This window comes from Pseudomonas sp. CH235 (genome assembly GCF_004368175.1).
Taxonomy (GTDB): Bacteria; Pseudomonadota; Gammaproteobacteria; order Pseudomonadales; family Pseudomonadaceae; genus Aquipseudomonas; species Aquipseudomonas paraglycinae.
Window position 1 is genome coordinate 106,535 of record NZ_RRZJ01000009.1, and the last position, 20,294, is coordinate 126,828.

12 protein-coding genes are annotated in these 20,294 nt (G+C 62.7%); 8 read left to right on the forward strand and 4 right to left on the reverse strand.

From position 1 onward, the window contains the following. Positions 1 to 35: 35 nt before the first annotated feature. The 4 genes from EIY71_RS12315 (at position 36) to EIY71_RS12330 (ending at position 5,868) form a co-directional block, all read left to right on the forward strand. Entirely contained in the window at positions 36 to 2,225 is a 2,190-nt protein-coding gene (locus tag EIY71_RS12315) for a DUF1631 domain-containing protein (protein WP_134021834.1), read from the forward strand. Between the two features lie 64 nt (positions 2,226 to 2,289). Further along, entirely contained in the window at positions 2,290 to 2,850 is a 561-nt protein-coding gene (ampD, locus tag EIY71_RS12320) for a 1,6-anhydro-N-acetylmuramyl-L-alanine amidase AmpD (RefSeq protein ID WP_011332414.1), read from the forward strand. Then, positions 2,847 to 3,680, forward strand: a complete 834-nt coding sequence (gene ampE, locus EIY71_RS12325) for a regulatory signaling modulator protein AmpE (RefSeq protein ID WP_134021836.1) — start codon at positions 2,847 to 2,849, stop codon at positions 3,678 to 3,680. Before ampD ends, ampE begins: the two co-directional genes overlap by 4 nt. A gap of 157 nt (positions 3,681 to 3,837) precedes the next feature. After that, positions 3,838 to 5,868, forward strand: a complete 2,031-nt coding sequence (locus EIY71_RS12330; RefSeq protein WP_134021838.1) for a methyl-accepting chemotaxis protein — start codon at positions 3,838 to 3,840, stop codon at positions 5,866 to 5,868. Between the two features lie 17 nt (positions 5,869 to 5,885). Here the strand turns inward: EIY71_RS12330 and EIY71_RS12335 are convergent, their stop codons facing one another. Further along, positions 5,886 to 6,662 carry a TatD family hydrolase gene (locus EIY71_RS12335; protein WP_102687351.1) on the reverse strand — a complete coding sequence of 259 codons (777 nt, stop codon included), beginning with the start codon at positions 6,660 to 6,662 and terminating at the stop codon, positions 5,886 to 5,888. 3 nt (positions 6,663 to 6,665) lie between these two features. Beyond that, on the reverse strand, positions 6,666 to 7,661 hold the full coding sequence (gene cra, locus EIY71_RS12340) for a catabolite repressor/activator (RefSeq protein WP_108559555.1): 996 nt from the start codon (positions 7,659 to 7,661) through the stop codon (positions 6,666 to 6,668). A gap of 306 nt (positions 7,662 to 7,967) precedes the next feature. Between cra and ptsP the strand changes: the two genes are divergently transcribed. From ptsP to EIY71_RS12360, 4 genes are read left to right on the forward strand one after another with little or no spacing between them, the layout of a single operon-like run. Continuing rightward, the gene (gene ptsP, locus EIY71_RS12345; protein ID WP_102687352.1) at positions 7,968 to 10,829 is read left to right on the forward strand and encodes a phosphoenolpyruvate--protein phosphotransferase; all 2,862 of its coding nucleotides are present in this window, start codon (positions 7,968 to 7,970) and stop codon (positions 10,827 to 10,829) included. Then, on the forward strand, positions 10,829 to 11,770 hold the full coding sequence (pfkB, locus tag EIY71_RS12350) for a 1-phosphofructokinase (protein WP_102687353.1): 942 nt from the start codon (positions 10,829 to 10,831) through the stop codon (positions 11,768 to 11,770). The genes ptsP and pfkB overlap by 1 nt, the downstream gene beginning before the upstream one ends. An 11-nt stretch (positions 11,771 to 11,781) precedes the next feature. Further along, positions 11,782 to 13,515 (forward strand): PTS fructose-like transporter subunit IIB, encoded by a 1,734-nt coding sequence (locus EIY71_RS12355; RefSeq protein WP_134021840.1) that lies wholly within the window; start codon positions 11,782 to 11,784, stop codon positions 13,513 to 13,515. 59 nt (positions 13,516 to 13,574) lie between these two features. Next, the gene (locus EIY71_RS12360; RefSeq protein ID WP_085746894.1) at positions 13,575 to 15,116 is read left to right on the forward strand and encodes an alkaline phosphatase; all 1,542 of its coding nucleotides are present in this window, start codon (positions 13,575 to 13,577) and stop codon (positions 15,114 to 15,116) included. Positions 15,117 to 15,170: 54 nt separating this feature from the next. Here EIY71_RS12360 and EIY71_RS12365 read toward each other — a convergent pair whose 3' ends face one another. Next, the gene (locus EIY71_RS12365; RefSeq protein WP_134021842.1) at positions 15,171 to 17,699 is read right to left on the reverse strand and encodes a sulfite reductase flavoprotein subunit alpha; all 2,529 of its coding nucleotides are present in this window, start codon (positions 17,697 to 17,699) and stop codon (positions 15,171 to 15,173) included. A gap of 132 nt (positions 17,700 to 17,831) precedes the next feature. Next, on the reverse strand, positions 17,832 to 20,153 hold the full coding sequence (locus EIY71_RS12370; protein ID WP_134021843.1) for a TonB-dependent siderophore receptor: 2,322 nt from the start codon (positions 20,151 to 20,153) through the stop codon (positions 17,832 to 17,834). Positions 20,154 to 20,294: the final 141 nt, after the last annotated feature.

A 20,294-nucleotide genomic window follows, 5' to 3' on the forward strand; every position in this document is an offset into this window, starting at 1 on the left:
TTGACGTCGGCAAATCACCGTTTCAGGAGGCTTGGATGCACAACGACGGGAATGTAGTGCCTCTGCACAAGGCCACTACCGATCAGGCGACTCACTCGCCGCTCGCCCGCCTGCCTGTGATTCTGCTTCAGGTTCGCGACAAGGCTGCCCAGCGCCTGCGCAACGGTTTGCAGGAACTGTTCGATAACGCCGACGACACCCTGTTCGAAATGGCCGACCGGGCACGCAACGACGTCGAACAGAACATTTTCTTCGAAGCCATGCGCGACCTGCGCCTCAAGCGCAAGAACATCGAGCGCGGCTTTCTCGAGCAATTTTTCGAAGCCTTTGTCGGCCTCACTCAATTCGATCCCGTCCCCACCGTCCTTTCTCACGCCTTGCAGCATGAGGACACTACCGCGCGCACCGATGACATGGAGCGCAACGTCGCGGTCGAGACCATGGTCGGCCGCGTGCTGAATCGCGACGGGTTCGCCCTCGATCAACTGACCGCGCGATTCAATGCGCTGTTGGGCAAGACCCTGGACGATCAATACAACCCGCTGGGCCCGGCGATGCTTTGCGAATACTTCCTGCAGGCCGGGCGCAATCTGGGGGTGGAGATCAAGGTCAAACTGATCCTGCTCAAACTGTTCGAGCGGTATGTGCTGGCCGATACCGATCAACTCTACGCCGAAGCCAATCAACTGCTGATCGCCACGGGCGTGTTGCCCGAGCTCAAGCCGGCACCGGCCCGTCGCGCCATCGATCAGGCCGTGGCTAGCGTGCAGAGCGAATTCGAGGGCGTCGACAAAACCCAGACCGATGCGGGCGTGCAGGAGGTATTCGCCGCGTTGCAGGAGTTGCTGCTGCACGTGCGCGGCACCGTTGCGCCGACCCTGGAACCCAGCGCTCCGGCGCAGCCGATTTCCACCCGCGACCTGCTGCGCCTGCTCTCGCACCTGCAGCAATACGTGCCGGCGCTGGCGGTGCAGGACGATTTCGATCTGCGCCATCAGCTTGAACAGTTGCTGACCCGGGTCAGCGTGCGCAGCGGCAAGTCACGAATCGTCGGCGGGGCGGACGAGGACGTGATCAATCTGGTGGCGATGGTCTTCGACTGCATCCTCGATGATCGCAATCTGCCGGATTCGCTCAAGGCACTGATCGCCCGGTTGCAGATCCCGATGTTGAAGGTCGCGGTGATCGACAAAAGCTTCTTCAGCCGCAGCAGCCACCCGGCGCGTCGCCTGCTCAATGAAATCGCCGAAGCGGCGATGGGCTGGGGCGAGTGTGACGGCAATGCGCGCGACAGCCTGTACCTGCGCATCGAGCAAGTGGTGCAGCGCCTGCTGACGGATTTCGACGATGACCCGGCGATTTTTTCCGAGTTGCTGGCGGACTTCCTCGCGTTCACCAGTGACGAACGCCGTCGCAGCGAATTGCTTGAACAGCGTTTACGCGATGCCGAAGAGGGCCGGGCGAAAACCGAACTGGCCCGCCAGCGTGTCGAGCAGGCGCTGAACCAGGGCCTGCTGGGCAAAGTCCTGCCACCGTCGGTGGTGACGTTCGTGCAGGAGGCCTGGAGCAAGGTTTTGCTGCTGACCTGCCTCAAGCACGGCGATCAGTCTGCCGAGTGGCAGGCCGACGTGCAGACCATGGAGCAATTGATCTGGAGCGTGCAGCGCCACGACGACGCCGAAGCCGGTCTGCGTCTGCTGGCGCTAGTGCCGGGGTTGCTCAAGTCATTGCGCGACGGCCTGAGCAGTTCGGCCTTCGATCCGTTTGCCACCAGCGGCTTCTTCAGTGAACTGGAAGCGCTGCATGTGCGCCTGCTCGAACCGTCCAGCGAGCCGGATCAAACCGCATTGCCGGAAATGATTGAAGTGTCGCAGGCGATTGTCTTGCAGATGGCCGACGATGGCCTTCAGCCACGCACGCCGGCGCGTTTGCCGGCCGACGACGCAGGTTTGCGTCAGGTCGATCAGTTGCGCCTGGGCAGTTGGGTGGCGTTCGAAGAAGACGAAGAACACACCCTGCGCTGCAAGCTGGCGGCGATCATCGAGGCCACCAACAAGTACGTGTTCGTCGACCGCACCGGGATGAAAGTGCTGGAGCGCGACCGCACTGAACTGGCCCTGGCATTCCGTCGCGGCGCGGTGCGGACGCTGGACGACACCTTGTTGTTCGACCGTGCGCTGGAGTCGGTAATCGGCAATCTGCGGCGGCTCAATCGCGGCAAGTGATCGCGCGCCGGGGGCCGATCACGGCATACTGGTCGCCAACACAGTCGGCGTTGAAGGAATCGGTATGCAGTTGGATCCCGCAAGCGGGTGGTGTCACGGGGTGCAGGTCTGCCCTTCGCCCAACTTCAATGAACGCCCGGCGGGCGAAGTCTCCCTGTTGGTCATCCACAACATCAGCCTGCCACCGGCGCAGTTCGCCACCGGCAAGGTGCAGGAATTTTTCCAGAATCGTCTGGATGTCACGGAACATCCCTACTTTGCCGGGATCGCCGACCTGCGCGTGTCTGCGCATTTTCTGATCGAACGTGACGGCAAGGTCACCCAGTTTGTCTCCTGTCTTGAGCGTGCCTGGCATGCCGGCGTTTCGGTGTTCGAGGGACGGGAAACCTGTAACGATTTTTCCGTAGGCATCGAGCTGGAAGGCACCGATGATCTGCCGTTCACCGATGCGCAGTACCAGGCGTTGACCGTGCTGACCCGGCAGATACAGGCGGCGTTCCCGGCGATCACCGTCGAGCGCATCTGCGGGCACAGCGACATCGCCCCGGGACGCAAGACCGATCCCGGACCCGCATTCGACTGGGCACGCTACCGCGCCGCCCTGGCACAAGAGGAAGGACAATGAGTTTTCTGGTGTTACTGCTGGCGGTATGGATCGAGAAGTTCTCGGCCCTGCGCCAACGGGTTCAAGGCGATGGCGGATGGATCCGCGAACTGCACAAGCTTGAAACCGGTGGGCTGGCGAAACAGCCGTGGCTGGTGCTGATTGTTCTGGTGCTGCTGCCGGTGGCGTTGCTGGGCTTGCTGCTGTTGGTACTGGAGCCGGTGGCCTATGGTCTGCTGGCGTTGCCGGTGCATTTGCTGGTGGTGATTTACAGCCTGGGGCGCGGCGATCTGCTCGGCGAACTAGGGCCGTTTCGCGACGCCTGGCGCCGTGAGGATCTGCAGGCCGCCGGCCATGTGGCCAAGCGTGATCTGAACATCTGCGCCGAAAGCGGCGAGCAATTGCTGGAGCAAGTGCAACGGCATCTGTTGTGGCAGGCCTACCAGAGTTTCTTTGCGGTGATTTTCTGGTACTTCCTGCTCGGCCCGGTCGCGGCGCTGAGCTATCGCTTGCTGGCGCTGGCGGAAGAAAACGCCCAGAACCCGGCGGTGGCGGAACGGGCAGGGCAACTGCGCCACGCCTTCGACTGGGTGCCGGTACGCCTGCTGGCGGCGAGTCTTGCTCTGGTCGGCAACTTCGTCGCTGTCAGCCGGGTGATGCTGCACGAACTGCTGAACTGGAACATCAGCGCTGCGCAACTGATCAACAAGGTCGGGCTGGCTGCCGGGGAAATCCCGCCGGCCGCTGTCGGTCCCGAAGGCATCAACACCCTCGACTGCCTGTGGGAACTGCTGCTGCGGGCGGCGGTGCTTTGGTATGCCGGCTTTGCCCTGTGGACAGTGCTGGCGTAGGCCGTTCAAGTGACGAGGGGGGCAATCCTCCTCGTTAACCTTAAGTTACAAAACCTCCCTTCGATTTGAGCTATACAGAGATGGCGCCCGATAGTGGCTATCTGCTGTCGCCCCGCGCCTGCCAATAAAAACAAGAAAAAACCAAGGGAGACTTCCAGTGAAGAGCTTGCTCTATCCCGCCGTCTCGTTGATGAACCGCTTGAGCTTCGGCATGAAGTTCAGCCTGATCAGCGTGCTGTTCCTGGTGCCAATGCTGGTGACCAATTTCTATCTGGTGCGCGATTCCTACCGTGAATTCCAGGGCACCCGGGTGGAGCTGCAGAGCCTAGATCTGCTGGGCAGCAGCCTGAACCTGCGCCGGGATCTGGAAACCCTCAACAATCTGGTGCAGATCAACGTCACCCTCGGCCAGTCCGGCAAGGCCGGCAATGTCGAGGCGCAGATCACCAGCCTTGAGCAAAACGTCCTGGCGCGCCTGCAAGGGCTGACGCCCATGACCGAGGATCCGGAGCAGATCAAGTTCTTCGAGACCAAGCGCGATGAAATGATCGCCGCCTTCAAGGCCCAGCAAGCGGAAAACTCCCTGCAAAGCAAAAGTGCGCTGATCGGCAAACTGCTGGGCAATGCGCAGATTTTCAGCCAGATCGTGGCCAGTCAGGCCGGATTGAGTCGCGACAATCAGAGCGACATACGCCAGCTCAGCGAGCTGATCACCGCGACCACGCCGGCCGTCACCCAGGCCTTGGGCGAAGGTCGGGCGATGGGCTCGTATTCATTGGGCCAGGGCTTTCTCAACAGTTCGTCGAGCACCCGCTTCGACGAGTTGCTGGTGCAGATCGAAAAACTTCAGGCCGAATATGGCCTGAAATTGCAGGACGCGCTGGGCTCCAGCAAAGCCGCCCGTGATTCCCTGAGTGCACCGGCCGATGCCAGCAAGGCATCGCTGAAACAGGCCGGCACACTGATCGAAGAACAAGTGGTGATGGCCGAAACCCTCGACGCTCCATGGCAGGGGTTTTATGACCAGGTCACCGGGCTGATGGACCAGACCTATCAGCTCAACGACGCCACCCTGAAATTCCTCGACACCCAATTGCAACAGCGCCTGGGGCAAAATCGTACGCACATGGTGCTGCAAGCCGTGGCGTTGTCGGTGGTGTTCGTGTTGATTTTCTATCTCTACGGCGGGTTCTACGCCTCGACTCGCGCCACCCTGAAAAACCTCGGCGCCATGATGGATAAAGTCGCGGCAGGCGACATGACAGTGAATTTCCGCGCCAACAGCCGCGATGAACTCGGCGAGTTGGGCGAAGTGTTCAACGGTACGGTGAGGAAGATCCATGACCTGATCGAACGGGTCGGCCACACCGTTGGCGAGGTCGAGCGGCAGGCGGGGCAGGTGGAAAACGTTTCGGCGCAAAGCAATCAGGCGGTCGCCGGGCAACGCACACAGATCGAACAAGTGGCGACGGCGATGAACCAGATGTCGGCAACGTCGCTGGAGGTGGCACGCAGTGCGGCGGCCGCGGTCAGCAGCGCCCACAGCGTGAACGACGAAACCATCAGTGGTCGCGGACTGGTGGAATCGCAGCAGGGCAGCATCGCGGCACTGGCGAGCGAAATCGATCAGTCGGTGCTGGTGATCAACCAGTTGGCCAGCGACAGTCAGTCGATCAGCCGCGTTCTGGAAGTGATCAAGAGCATCGCCGAACAGACCAATCTGCTGGCGCTCAATGCCGCGATCGAGGCTGCGCGGGCGGGCGAACAGGGGCGCGGTTTTGCCGTGGTCGCTGACGAAGTCCGGACGCTGGCCAAACGCACTCAGCAATCGACCGAAGAAATCGAGCAGATGATCGCCAAGCTTCACGGTGGCGTCGGTGCGGCGGTGAAGGCCATGGGCGTCAGCCATCAGATGGCCAACGGCACGGTGGGGCAGTCAGAAAAGGTCCAGCAGGCGCTGGAAAACATCCTCGGCGCTGTCGGCATGATCGTCGACCAGAATCAGCAAATCGCCGCCGCCGTCGAGCAGCAGACCGCCGTGGCCCACGACATTGACCAGAACATCGTCGAGATCAACCGTGCCGGCGAGCGCACCGCAGAAGGTGCGCATCAGACCGAAGATGCCAGCCGCGCGTTGTCGGCGCAGGTGGTCGAGTTGAAGCAGTTGATCAGCGCGTTCCGGGTTTGACGTGTCCTGCCGACTGTTTACCAGTGAAACAGTTGGCAAGCGTTAGCCGTACTGGCGGCGGCCAGTTGTTCCGGATCGATGTTCATCAAAGCGGCGAGTGACGTGCAGATCGCCGGCAAATGCGCCGGCGTATTGCGCACGCCGGGGAACATGGCGGGTGCCATGTCCGGTGAGTCGGTTTCCAATACCACCGAATCCAGCGGCAAGTCGGCCAGCACCCTATGCATGCGCAACGCCTGCGGCCAGGTCGGTGCACCTCCGAGGCCGAGTTTGAAACCGAGCTTGATGTATTCCCGCGCTTCTTCACGGCTGCCTGCGAAGGCGTGAATGATGCCGGCGCGTTTGAGCTTGAAGCGCTTGAGCGTGGCGATCACCGCCGCATGGCTGCGCCGCACATGGATCAATGCCGGCAGTTCAAAATCTGCCGCCAATTGTAGTTGTGCCTCGAAAAGCGCTTGCTGGCGTTCGCGGTCGAGGGTTTCGATGAAGTAGTCCAGGCCGATTTCGCCGACCGCACACAGCTGCCGATGACCCTTCAGCCGTGTCAGCCAATCGCCCAGTGCATGCAGGTCTTCAGGCCGATGCTGATCGAGATAGACCGGATGCAATCCGAACGCAGCGTACAAATCGGCGTCGCTTTGCACCAGATCCCACACCCGCTGCCAGTTCCCCTCGTAGACCCCGAGCACCACCATTCGCCGCACCCCGAGGGCGCGGCTTTCGGTGAGCAGCGCCGCGCGGTCGGCGTCGAAGTCGGGGAAGTCCAGATGGGTGTGGCTGTCGATCAGCTCCACGGCTCAATCCCGGTGAATACGCTGCTTGAAGGTACGGGCAATGGCTTGCACGCCAGGCTGATAGTCCGATTGCTCGACCGCTGCGAGTGCCAGTTCCAGCGCCTTGTCGGCGATCAACTGGTGCTGCTGGGCCATGGCGTTGACCGGCAGCGGCAGGAAGTCGAGCAACTGGGTGTCGCCGAATGTGCCGAGGCGCAGCGGGCGGTTTTTTAACGGGAAGTCATGCAGCGCGTCGAACACGCCCTGCAACAGTACGTAGGACGTGGTCACCAGCGCATCCGGCAAATGCCCGAGGCGTTGCAGGAGTTCTTCCATCAACTGCTTGCCGCACTCGCGGCTGAAGGACTCGGCGTGTTCGATCAGCACTTCGCCCTTGAACCCGGCCAGGGCTTGCTTGAACCCGGCTTCACGTTCCTGGCTGATGCTCAGTTCCGGGCGGGCGCCCAGCAGCACGATCTGTTTCGGCTGCGGGTCGAGCAGGCTTTCGGTCAGGTGCAGGCTGGCTTCGCGGTCATCGCTGACCACCGAACAGAAATGCTCGGCATCCATCACCCGGTCGATGGCAATGATCGGCAGACCCTTGGCCTGCAACTGGCGATAACTGTCGTCACCGGCCGGCAGACAACTGGCGACGATCAACGCATCGCAGCGTCGGGCGCGGAACAGTTGCAGCAGTTGCCGCTCGCTGTCCGGTGCATCGTCGGAGCTGGCGATCAGCAGCTGATAGCCCCGCGCACGGGCGCCTTGCTCCAGCAGTTTGGCGATCCGCGCGTAACTGGGGTTTTCCAGATCCGGCAGGATAAAACCCAGGGTCCGGGTGTGCCGACTGCGCAGCCCGGCCGCCTGTGGATTGGGGGTAAAGCCGTGCAGATCGACCACCGCCCGCACCCGCTCGACGGTGGCGGTGCTGATGCGTTGCTGTTCGGCCTTGCCGTTGATGACGTAGCTGGCGGTGGTCACGGACACTCCGGCCAACCGCGCGATATCACTGAGTTTCAACCCGGGATTTCCTTGTTTTTTCGAGCTTGCCGCGACATTTTCGCCAATCCTACCCGATTCAGGCAGGCGACCATTGTCGCAGCGCATCCGACAAGTTGGACTTCAAGGATGGGACATTATCGAGTAACGTGCCGATCAATCTAGATTAAACGTTTCAGCAAGCGTATTTTCTACGTTTTAGACGCCTTTGGCCGGTTCTGCCGTGAAACCGCCAAAACTGCCTCCTGAAAAGGATGGCCTACAGCGCCTAAGCTGCAACCATTCAAAACAATACCTGGCGCACCACCGCGCCAAAAAGGAGATCGCATGCTCGAGCTCACTGTAGAGCAGATATCCATGGGCCAGTCGGCTGTGGATAAACCCGCCGCTTTGCAATTGCTGGCCAGTCATCTGGTCGCCGATGGTCTGGTCGCCGACGGATACCTCGCCGGCCTGCAGGCCCGGGAGGCTCAGGGTTCGACCTTCCTCGGCCAAGGCATTGCGATCCCCCACGGCACGCCCGAAACCCGCGATCAGGTGTTCGCCACCGGCGTGCGCCTGATGCAGTTTCCCGACGGCGTGGACTGGGGCGATGGCCAGATCGTTTATCTGGCCATCGGCATCGCCGCCAAATCCGACGAACACCTGCGCCTGCTGCAACTGCTGACCCGCGCCCTCGGCGAGACCGATCTGGGTCAGGCCCTGCGCCGCGCGAGTTCGCCCGAAGCGCTGCTGAAACTGCTGCAAGGCGCGCCGCAAGAGCTGGCGCTGGATGCGCAGATGATTGGCCTCGGGGTTTCCGCCGACGATTTCGAAGAATTGGTCTGGCGCGGGGCACGTCTGCTGCGCCAGGCCGATTGCGTGAGCAACGGTTTCGCCGGGGTGTTGCAGCAAGTTGAAGCGCTGCCGCTGGGCGATGGCCTGTGGTGGCTGCACAGCGAACAGACCGTGAAGCGTCCAGGGCTGGCGTTCGTCACGCCGGACAAACCGATGCGCTACCTCGGCCAGCCGCTCAGCGGTCTGTTCTGTCTGGCCAGTCTGGGTGAAGCGCATCAGGCGTTGCTTGAGCGGTTGTGCGCGTTGCTGATCGAAGGTCGCGGCCATGAACTGGGCCGCGCCACCAGCAGCCGCAAAGTCCTCGAGGTGCTCGGCGGTGAGTTGCCGGCGGACTGGCCGAGCGCACGTATCGCATTGGCCAACGCCCATGGTCTGCACGCGCGGCCGGCGAAGATCCTCGCGCAACTGGCGAAGAGTTTTGACGGCGAAATCCGTGTGCGCATCGTCGACGGTCAGGACAGCGCGGTATCGGTGAAAAGCCTGAGCAAACTGCTGAGCCTCGGCGCCCGTCGCGGGCAGGTGCTGGAAATTATCGCCGAACCGAGCATCGCCGCTGACGCATTGCCGGCGTTGCTGGCCGCCATCGAAGAAGGCCTCGGCGAAGAAGTCGAACCGTTGCCCGCGGTCAGTCAACAGCGTGAAGTGATTACGGACATTGCAGAAGTGCTGACTGCCCCGGCCTCCGGCAGTCTGCTGCAAGCGATCCCTGCCGCCCCCGGCATCGCCATCGGCCCGGCGCACATTCAGGTCCAGCAAACCATCGATTACCCGTTGCGCGGCGAGTCCGCTGCCATCGAGCGCGAGCGTCTCAAGCAAGCGCTGGCCGACGTGCGTCAGGACATTCAGGGCCTGATCGAACGCAGCAAGGCCAAGGCAATCCGCGAGATTTTCATCACCCACCAGGAAATGCTCGACGACCCGGAACTCACCGACGAAGTCGACACTCGCCTCAAGCAGGGCGAAAGCGCCGAAGCAGCCTGGATGGCCGTGATCGAGGCCGCCGCGAAACAACAGGAAGCGTTGCAGGACGCGTTGCTCGCTGAACGTGCCGCCGATCTGCGTGACATCGGTCGCCGGGTGCTGGCGCAACTGTGTGGCGTGCAGACGCCCGCCGAGCCCGAGCAACCGTACATTCTGGTCATGGACGAGGTCGGCCCGTCCGACGTGGCGCGTCTGGATCCGGCGCGGGTGGCGGGGATTCTCACTGCCCGTGGTGGCGCCACCGCTCACAGCGCCATCGTGGCCCGCGCGCTGGGGATTCCGGCGCTGGTCGGCGCGGGCGCTGCGGTATTGCTGCTGAAACCGGGCACGCCGCTGCTGCTCGACGGCCAGCGCGGTCGCCTGCATGTGGACGCGGATGCCGCGACCCTGCAACGCGCCAGCGAAGAACGCGACACCCGCGAACAACGCCTGAAAGCCGCCGCCGAACAACGTCATCAACCGGCGCACACCACCGACGGCCACGCCGTGGAAGTGTTTGCCAACATCGGTGAGAGCGCCGGTGTGATCAGCGCGGTGGAGCAGGGCGCCGAAGGCATCGGCCTGCTGCGCACCGAACTGATTTTCATGGCCCACCCGCAAGCGCCGGACGAGGCGACTCAGGAAGCCGAATACCGCCGCGTGCTCGACGGCCTCGCCGGTCGCCCGCTGGTGGTGCGCACCCTCGACGTCGGCGGCGACAAACCGCTGCCGTATTGGCCGATCGCCAAGGAAGAAAACCCGTTCCTCGGCGTACGCGGGATTCGCCTGACCTTGCAGCGTCCGCAGATCATGGAAGCGCAGTTGCGCGCCTTGCTGCGTTCGGCGGACAACCGTCCGTTGCGGATCATGTTCCCGATGGTCGGCAGCGTCGAAGAGTGGCGTCAGGCCCGCGACATGACCGAACGGCTGCGCCTGGAAATCCCGGTTGCTGACCTGCAACTGGGGATCATGATTGAAGTGCCGTCCGCCGCGTTGCTGGCGCCGGTCCTGGCCAAAGAAGTGGATTTCTTCAGCGTCGGCACCAACGACCTGACCCAGTACACGCTGGCGATCGACCGTGGTCATCCGACCCTGTCCGCCCAGGCTGACGGCCTGCACCCGGCAGTGCTGCAACTGATCGACATCACCGTGCGCGCGGCCCATGCCCACGGCAAATGGGTCGGTGTGTGCGGCGAACTGGCGGCGGATCCGCTGGCGGTGCCGGTGCTGGTCGGCCTCGGTGTGGATGAACTGAGCGTCTCCGGGCGCAGCATCGCCGAGGTCAAGGCGCGCATCCGCGAACTCAGCCTGACGCAATCGCAAACCCTTGCTCAACAAGCCCTGGCCGTGGGCAGCGCCAACGAAGTGCGCGCATTAGTGGAGGCCCTGTAATGGCCAAGATTCTCACCCTGACCCTCAACCCGGCGCTGGACCTTACGGTGCAGTTGCCACGTCTGGAGGCCGGTCAGGTCAACCGCAGCGACGAGATGCACACCCACGCCGCCGGAAAGGGTGTCAACGTCGCACAAGTGCTGGCCGACCTCGGTCATGAACTGACGGTCAGCGGCTTTCTCGGCGAAGACAATCTGCAAGCCTTCGAAACCCTGTTCGCCAAACGTGGCTTCACCGATGCGTTTATCCGGGTGCCCGGCGAAACCCGCAGCAACATCAAGGTCGCTGAGCAGGATGGACGCATCACCGACATCAACGGCCCGGGGCCGGTGGTCGGCGTAGTGGCGCAACAGGCGTTGCTGGATCGACTGGTGCAGATCGCGCCGGGGCATGACGCGGTTGTAGTTGCGGGCAGCTTGCCGCGCGGAGTCACTGCACAGTGGTTGCGCGAACTGGTCGGACGCTTGAAAACGTTGGGCCTGAAAGTCGCTCTGGACACCAGCGGCGAAGCTTTGCGCGCAGCGCTCAAGGCCGGTCCATGGTTGATCAAACCGAATACCGAAGAGCTGGCCGATGCGCTGGGTTGTGAAGTGGTGTCCCACGCGTCTCAGGCTGAAGCGGCCAATCGGTTGCACGCCCAGGGCATCGAGCATGTGGTGATTTCCCACGGCGCCGACGGTGTGAACTGGTTCAGCGTCGGCTCGGCGCTGCATGCGACGCCGCCGAAAGTCAGCGTCGCCAGCACGGTCGGGGCCGGCGATTCGTTGCTGGCCGGCATGCTCCACGGTCTGCTCAGCGCCGACACGCCGGAGCAAACCCTGCGCACGGCCACCGCGATTGCGGCGCAGGCGGTGACCCAGATCGGTTTCGGTATTCACGATGCCGCGCAACTGGCGCAGCTCGAACAGGGCGTGCGCGTGCGCCCCCTGACAGAACAATAAGAGGGTTTGTCATGAAGTTAGCCATTGTCACGGCCTGCCCGAACGGCATGGTCACCAGTGTGCTGTGTGCCCGGTTGCTGGATGCCGCGGCCCAGCGTCAGGGCTGGAGCACCAGCGTCGAAGTGGTGGATGCGGCGCACCCGGAACGCGAGTTGTCGGCGGCCACCATCGAGGCCGCCGAGTGGGTGTTGCTGGTGGCCACGGGACCGGTGGACATGACCCGGTTCATCGGCAAGAAAGTCTTTCGGATCGCGCCGGCGCAAGCCCTGCAGGATGTCGAAGAAGTGCTGCGGCGTGGCGCGGTCGAGGCCGAGGTTTACGTCGCTGACGAAACCCCGCCCGTGGTTGCCAGTGCCAATGCTCCGCGTCTGGTCGCTGTCACCGCCTGCCCGACCGGCGTCGCCCACACGTTCATGGCCGCCGAAGCCTTGCAGCAAGCCGCCAAGCGTCTGGGCTACGACCTGCAAGTCGAAACCCAGGGCTCGGTCGGCGCACGAAATCCGCTGAGCGCGGCAGCCATCGCCGAGGCTGACGTGGTGCTGCTGGCGGCTGACATTGAAGTCGCCACCGAGCGTTTCGCCGGCAAGAAAATCTACCGCTGCGGCACCGGGATTGCGTTGAAACAGTCCGAAGCCACGCTGAAAAAAGCCCTGGCCGAAGGTGTCGTGGAAAGCGCTGCCGGCGACGGCAAGGCCCCGGCCAAACAAGAGAAAAGCGGCGTCTACAAACACCTGCTGACCGGTGTGTCGTTCATGTTGCCAATGGTGGTGGCGGGCGGTCTGATGATCGCCTTGTCGTTCGTGTTCGGCATCACCGCGTTCAAGGAAGAGGGCACGCTGGCGGCGGCGCTGATGCAGATCGGTGGCGAGACCGCGTTCAAGTTGATGGTGCCTTTGCTGGCCGGTTACATCGCCTGGTCGATTGCCGACCGTCCCGGACTCGCGCCGGGCATGATCGGCGGTTTGCTGGCGAGTACCCTGGGCGCCGGCTTCATTGGCGGGATCGTTGCCGGTTTTATCGCAGGCTACGCGGCCAAGGCGATCAGTCGCTATGTGGCGCTGCCGCAAAGCCTTGAAGCGCTGAAACCGATTCTGATCATCCCGTTGCTCGCCAGCCTGTTCACCGGGCTGGTGATGATTTACGTGGTCGGCAAACCGGTGGCCGGAATGCTCGCGGCGCTGACGCATTTTCTCGACAGCATGGGCACCACCAACGCGATCCTGCTGGGTGTGCTGCTGGGCGGCATGATGTGCGTCGACCTCGGCGGGCCGATCAACAAGGCCGCGTATGCGTTCTCCGTGGGGCTACTGGCCTCGCAGAGTTACGCACCGATGGCCGCGACCATGGCCGCCGGCATGGTGCCGCCGATCGGTCTGGGTATCGCCACGTTCATCGCGCGACGCAAGTTCGCCCAGACTGAACGCGAAGCCGGTAAAGCGGCGCTGGTGCTCGGGTTGTGCTTCATCTCTGAAGGGGCGATTCCGTTTGCCGCGAAAGACCCGCTGCGGGTGATTCCGGCGAGCATTGCCGGCGGTGCGCTGACCGGTGCGTTGTCGATGTACTTCGGCTGCAAGCTGATGGCGCCCCACGGTGGGCTGTTCGTGCTGGCGATTCCGAACGCGATCAACCATGCGCTGTTGTACCTGCTGGCAATTGTCGCGGGCAGTCTGCTGACGGCGGTGGTGTATGCGCTGGTCAAGCGGCCGGAGGCCGTGGAACTGGCGCTGGAGCCCGCGAAGGCGTGAGGTGTCACACCCCTTTCATCTAGCGGTGCTTAAGTTTTCCTTTTTTCAGGGAGAACACCATGAGCGATTTCAATCCCGGTCGCCGGCGCGTGATGCAAGCCGTCGGCGCCGGACTGCTGATGCCGGGGCTGGCCCCGGCCGTGATCGCGTCGGTCAAGGATCGACCGCAACTCACTGACGGCGTGCAATCCGGCGACTTGCAGGGCGACCGCGCGATGATCTGGAGCCGCGCCGACCGCCCCGCGCAGATGGTGGTGGAGTGGGACACCCGCAGCCAGTTCCGCCATCCACGTCGTGTCGTTTCCGCGCTGGCTGATGCCCGCAGCGATTTCACCGCTCGCGTCGAACTCACCGGGTTACCCGCCGATCAGGCGATTTTCTACCGCGTGTATTTCAAGGACGCCCGCACCGGCGTTGCCAGCGAGCCGTGGCTCGGTCACTTGCGCAGTGCACCGACCGCGCGGCGCAATATCCGCTTCGTGTGGAGCGGCGACACCGTCGGCCAGGGCTTCGGCATCAACCCCGATATCGGCGGCATGCGCATCTATGAAGCCATGCGCATGCGCCTGCCGGACTTCTTTATCCACAGCGGCGACACCATCTATGCCGACGGCCCGGTGCCGGCGCAACTGACCACGGAGGGTGGCCGGATCTGGCGCAACCTTACCACGGAGGCCAAGAGCAAAGTCGCCCAGACCCTCGACGATTATCGCGGCAATTACCGCTACAACCTGATGGACGAAAACGTCCGCCGCTTCAATGCCGAAGTGCCGCAGATCTGGCAGTGGGACGACCATGAAGTGGTCAACAACTGGTCGCCGGGCAAACAGCTCGACGAGCGTTATCAGGAAAAAAATATCCACACCCTGGTCGGGCGCGCACGTCAGGCCTGGCTCGAATATTCGCCGATGCGTTTGCAGGCAGCCGATGGCGGCGGGCGGATCTATCGCAAGCTGAGCTACGGGCCGATGCTCGATGTGTTCGTGCTCGACATGCGCAGTTATCGCGGGGCCAACGATGACAATCTCGGGGCGGAAAAACCGTTCCTCGGGCGCGAGCAATTGAACTGGCTCAAGCACGGACTGAAGGCGTCGAAAGCCCAGTGGAAGGTCATCGCCGCCGACATGCCGATTGGTCTTGGCGTGCCGGATGGCGAGGTCAGTCCCGGTGTTGCGCGCTGGGAAGCGGTGGCCAACGGCGACCCCGGCCCGGCGCAGGGACGTGAGCTGGAAATCGCCGAACTGCTGGGCTTTTTGCGCGCGCAGCAGGTGCGCAATTTCGTGTTCCTGACGGCGGACGTGCATTACTGCGCGGCGCATCACTATCACCCTGATCGCGCGGCGTTCCAGGATTTCGAACCGTTCTGGGAGTTTGTCGCAGGACCGTTGAACGCCGGCAGTTTCGGACCCAATCCGCTGGACAAGACCTTTGGCCCGCAAGTGGTGTTCGAGAAGGCGCCGGCGGTACAGAACGCCTCGCCGTTTGCCGGTTTTCAGTTTTTCGGTGAGGTGAACATTGACGGGCAGAGCGGGGAGATGAGCGTGGTGTTGCGGGATCTGGAGGGTGTTGCGGTGTTCGAGCAGAAGTTGCAGCCGGTCTGAATGCAGCGCTGAACCTGTGGGAGCAAGGTTGCTCCCACAGTGACCCAAGGTGAATCAGTAAACGTCGCGGCGATAGCGACCCTGTTCGATCAGGCGTTCGACTTCAGCGGCGCCCAGCACTTCATTGAGCACCTGATCCACGCCCGACGCCATGCCTTGAAGGCTGCCGCAGATGTAGATCACTGCACCGTCCGCCAGCCATTTCTTCAACTCGCCGGCCGATTCGCGCAGACGATCCTGCACGTAAATCTTCTCGGACTGATCCCGCGAGAACGCCAGATCGAGGCGTTCCAGATCGCCATTGATCAACCACTCTTCCAGCTCCGCACGGCAGAGGAAATCGTGCTCGCGATTGCGCTCGCCAAACAGCAGCCAATGACGCTGCTGATTGTCGGCGATCCGTGCCTTGAGCAAGCTGCGCAGCCCGGCGAGGCCAGTGCCGTTGCCCAGCAGGATCATTGGCACCGGAGCGTTCGGCAGATGGAAACCGCTGTTGCGGCGGACCCGCAGGCTGATGCTGCCGCCGACCGGAGCATGCTCGGTCAGCCAGCCGGAACCGATGCCGAGGCTGCCGTCGGCGTGTTGTTCCTGACGCACGATCAGCTCCAGCACGCCGTCGGCGGCAATCGAGGCGATCGAGTATTCGCGCATCGCCAGCGGCACCATTGCATCGACCAGCGCCTGGGCATGCAGGCCCACCAGATGTGCGCGATGCTCGGGCAGCTGGCGGGTGGCGAGGGCGACCTCCAGCGACTCTTCCAGGCCGTTGACCTTGACGCTGGTTTCACCACGGATGCCGAGGCCGTCGAGGAAATGCTCGATCGCCCACGGGCAGTTGCGTGGCAGTACTTCCACCAGATCGCCGGCCAGCCAGCTGCGGGAGGTCGGCGCGGTCAGGCCGAGCAGGAAGACCGGAGAGCCGCTGCTGTCCGGGTTCATCAGCTCGCGGCGCACCAGCGTCCAGTTCTCGTAGCTCGGCGCTTGCCAGGTGTCGACCGGTGCTTGCCCGGTGATCAGGCCGAGCTGGGTCTGCCAGTGACGCAGGGCGTAAGGATCGCCGCTGTCGACTTCCACCGGGGCGAACAGGGTTTTGCCGCCGTGCTCGCCGAGCCATTGATGCAGGCGTCGGGCGAAACCGCAGAAGTGCTGATACTGACGGTCGCCGAGGCCGAGGACGGCATAGTTGAGGCTGTCGAGGGTCGAGGCGTTCTTCAACACCTTGCGCTCGAAACCGCGAGCGCTGTCCGGCGCTTCGCCGTCGCCGAAGGTGCTGACCACGAACAGCGCGTTGTTCGATTCGCGCAGATCCTGCTCGCTGACATTCGCCAGCGGCTGCACCTTCACCGGCAATCCGGCCGCCTGTAACTGGCCGGCGGTCTGCCACGCCAGTTGCTCGGCAAAACCGCTCTGGCTGGCGAAACCGATCAGCCACGCCGGTGTATCGCCGGCCGGTTGGTCGAGACCCTTGCGGGCATCCTTGATCTGCTTTTTCTTGCGGCGGCGATCCAGATACAGCAACCAGCCGGTGATGAAGAACAGCGGCATCAACACCGCCGCGACGGTGACGATGATCCGTCCGACCAATCCGAAATAGCTGCCGACATGCAGCGCGTAAATGCTGGTCAGCAATTGCGCCTTGAAGCTCTTGTCGGCGTAGCGGTCGACGCGTTTGACGACGCCGGTGGCCGGGTCGAGGGTGATCTGGTTCAGCGCGCGGTCATGGGGCGAGCTGTCGAGCAGATAGAACACGGTCGCCGGTTGGCCGGCCACCGGCGGCATGCGGATGTTGTAGGAGGCGAGGCCCGGGCCTGCGGCGCTGTAGATGCTGACCCACATCGCGGCGTAATCGGCAGTCGGCGCCGGACCTTCGGGGGCCGGGCCACGACCGCCGCGCACGCGCTCGTTTTGCGGCGCATCGGAAAGCAATTTGGTCAGGCCCTTGTTGTACCACTCGTAGGACCAGGACAGTCCGGTCAGCGCCAGCAGCAGGTAAACCAGCATGCACCAGGTGCCGAACACCGAGTGCAGATCCCAGTTGAAGCTGCGGCCCTTTTTCTTCCAGTCGAGGGTCAGCCACACGCGCCAGCTGTTCCACTGGCGCGGCCAGCGCAGGTACAGGCCGGACAGGCAGAAGAACAGCAGCATCAGGGTGCAGGCGCCGGTGATGTTGCGACCGGTATCGCCCATGGCGAGAAACCGGTGCAGTTGCAGCATCAGGCCGAAGAAGTCCTGGCCGGTGGCATCGCCCTTGAACTCGGCGGTGTAGGGATCGAAGTAGCGCATCTCGCCCCGGCGCTCGCCTTTGGGCGGGGTGAACCAGACGCGGCCGGCGCTGCCGCTTTCGGTCTCGACCGAGAGCATCGAGACTTTCTTGCCCGAGGCCGCTTCGATCTGCGCCACCAGGTCGGCGGGCGGCAGGACGCCAGCGACCTGCTTCTCGACCTGCAACACGGAAGGGTTGAGGGCTTTGAGGATTTCGTCCTGAAACGAATAGGCAGCACCGGTGATGCCCATCAGGGCCAGCACCAGCCCGGCAGTGATGCCAAAAAACCAGTGCAACTGGAACAGGGTTTTCTTCAACACGTCGCTTGCCTTGTCCGTTCGGAAATTGTGTTCACGGCGTGCATTATGCCGTGGCCTATCGAGAAACGTTCTTTATTACGCACAAAAGCCCCGCTCAAATGAATGAACGGGGCCCGGTACTTCCCTCTTCGATCAGAAGTGGAAGTTGGTGCTCAGCAATGCCGTACGGCCCGCCGCCTGGTTGGCGAAGTGAGTCGAGAAGGCCTTGTCGTAGTAGGTTTCGTTGGTCAGGTTCTGCACGTTCAGTTGCAGGTCGACGTTCTTGCTCAGCTTGTACGCAGCCATCGCGTCGTAGCGAACGTAGGAGTCGACCATGGTGGTGTTGGCCACGCTGCCGAACACGTCATCCACGTAGAACGCACCGCCACCGATAGTCAGCTTCGGCGTGACCTGGTAAGTGGTCCACAGGCTGGCGCTGTTTTTCGGCGTGTTAGGCAGCTCGTTACCGTTGTTGGCCTTGTTGGCCGGCAGGTCGCCACCGTCAATCTGTTCGCTGTCCATGTAGGCGTAACCGGCGAACACTTGCCACTTGTCGGTGATCTTGCCGCTGGCGGACAGCTCGATACCTTGAACGCGGGTCTTGCCGGCGTTTTCGTACGAGGTGGTATCCACCTGGACACGCGCGTTTTCTTTCTCGGTGCGGAAGATGTCGGCGGTCAGCGACAGGCGATCGTTCAGCAGATCCCACTTGGTGCCGATTTCGTAGTTCTTGGTGGTTTCCGGCTCCATGTCGCTCTTGAGCAGGTTGCCGTTGCGATCCGGCGTGCCGCCCAGCGGGTTGCCTTCCTGACCTTCACCCAGGGTGTTGCCCGGGGGTGTGGCGGAGGTGGCGTAGGACGCATAGATGCTGCCGTTCTCTGCCGGTTTGTAAACGACGCCGAACTGGCCGGTGACGAACTCGCTGGTGTCAGAACCTTTGGAGGTGGTGTTGCCGGCGGCGGTGTAGGTCTTGTAGCCGGTTTCGAAGTGGTCGTAACGCAGACCCATGTTTACCAGCCATTGCTCGGACAGCTCCAGGGTGTCGAACGCATACAGCGCGTAGGTATCGGACTGGGTGTCGGTGCCGGCGTAGTTGCGCGAGATTGCGCCGTTCCACGGATCGTTCGGGTTCGGGTTCGACAGCGAGGTGCAATTGTAGCCGCTGGCAGCACCGATCAGGCTCGGGTTGCAGTTGGTGGTCACGGCCGAGGTGCGCGGCGTGGTGTCGGTGTTGACGTTGTACGAGGATTTGCTGCTTTCCTCACGGGTGTATTCGACACCGGTGGAGAAGCTGTTCTTGAAGCCGGCAACGTAGAAGTTGCCGAACAGGTCGGTCTGGTTGGTGGTGGTCTCGGTGTTGCTCACGCGAGTGTTCGCACGACGCCAGACGCTGCCGTTGTTCACGTTGCCTTTGCTGTCGTCGGGCTGGGTCAGGATGTAATCCTGCATGCTGGTGCCGTGACGCAGGGTGTTCTTGATCGTCAGCGAGTCGCTCAGGTCATGCTCGATGGCGAAGGTCGCGGTGTCGGTGCGGCCCTTGCGGAAGTCGCGATCCAGACCGTAGAAGTTGCTGTGATCGCCGCCGGCGTACGGCTTGTCCGGGTTGGACTTGGTGCGCGCCGCCGAGCCACCGGCCGGAATCGTGTAAGGGATGCCCGAGTCCGGCGTGTCGTTGCTTTCGAGATGGTAGTAGTCGAGGTTGACGCGGGTGTCGGTGCCCAGGCCGAAGGCCAGGGACGGCGCGATGCCCCAACGGTCGTAGTCGACTTTGTCGCGACCGGCGACGTTGCTCTCGTGGCTCATCAGGTTCAGACGGCCGGCAGCGGTGTCGCTGAACTGGTAGTTGCCATCCATCGTGTAGCGTTGGGTCTGGTCGGAGCCCCAGGTGAAGCCACCGTCGAACGAGTTGCCCAGGTGCGCTTTCTTGCTCACCAGGTTGATGCTGCCGCCAGCTGCGCCGCGACCGCCGATGGCGGAGTTCGGGCCCTTGCTGACTTCGATGTTTTCCACGGCGAAGATTTCGCGGCTCTGGGAACCGGTGTCGCGCACGCCGTCTAGGTAGGTGTCGCCTTGGGCGTCGAAACCACGGATGAACGGACGGTCTCCCTGCGGGTTGCCGCCTTCACCGGCACCGAAGGTGATGCCCGGTACGGTGCGCAGCGCATCCTGCATGTTCAGGGCGCCGGTGTCCTTCAGGACTTGTTGCGGGATAACGGTGACCGAGCGCGGGGTATCAACCAGTGGCGCGGTGTACTTGGGCGAGGAGGCTTTCTCGACCTGGTAGGACGTCGAGTCCTGGGCTTCGCCGGTGATGGCGGTGGCGTCCAGGGCGATGGCATTGCCGGTGGCTTTGCTGTCGGTTTTTTCGGCGGCGAACACCATGTGGCCTGCGGAGCCGGCGGTAATTGCCACGCCGATGGCGGAAGCGAGCAGACGCGGTGAACTGACCGGTAATTGTGCGAGTTGACGTGCCATTTTTATTCCCCTCCCCAAGGATTTGAGGCGGCGGAATATAGGGTAAACAGGTATTCGTATCAATTGCGAAACATTACTATTCGCGACAAATTTACATTCTTTACAATTTAACCTTACGGTTTTTACCAGTTCATTCGTCTA

Coding starts and splice junctions, on each gene's coding strand:
- EIY71_RS12315 (WP_134021834.1), top strand. CDS start 36: ATGCACAACGACGGGAATGTAGTGCCTCTGCACAAGGCCACTACCGAT.
- ampD (WP_011332414.1), top strand. CDS start 2,290: ATGCAGTTGGATCCCGCAAGCGGGTGGTGTCACGGGGTGCAGGTCTGC.
- ampE (WP_134021836.1), top strand. CDS start 2,847: ATGAGTTTTCTGGTGTTACTGCTGGCGGTATGGATCGAGAAGTTCTCG.
- ptsP (WP_102687352.1), top strand. CDS start 7,968: ATGCTCGAGCTCACTGTAGAGCAGATATCCATGGGCCAGTCGGCTGTG.
- pfkB (WP_102687353.1), top strand. CDS start 10,829: ATGGCCAAGATTCTCACCCTGACCCTCAACCCGGCGCTGGACCTTACG.
- EIY71_RS12355 (WP_134021840.1), top strand. CDS start 11,782: ATGAAGTTAGCCATTGTCACGGCCTGCCCGAACGGCATGGTCACCAGT.
- EIY71_RS12360 (WP_085746894.1), top strand. CDS start 13,575: ATGAGCGATTTCAATCCCGGTCGCCGGCGCGTGATGCAAGCCGTCGGC.
- EIY71_RS12370 (WP_134021843.1), bottom strand. CDS start 20,153: ATGGCACGTCAACTCGCACAATTACCGGTCAGTTCACCGCGTCTGCTC.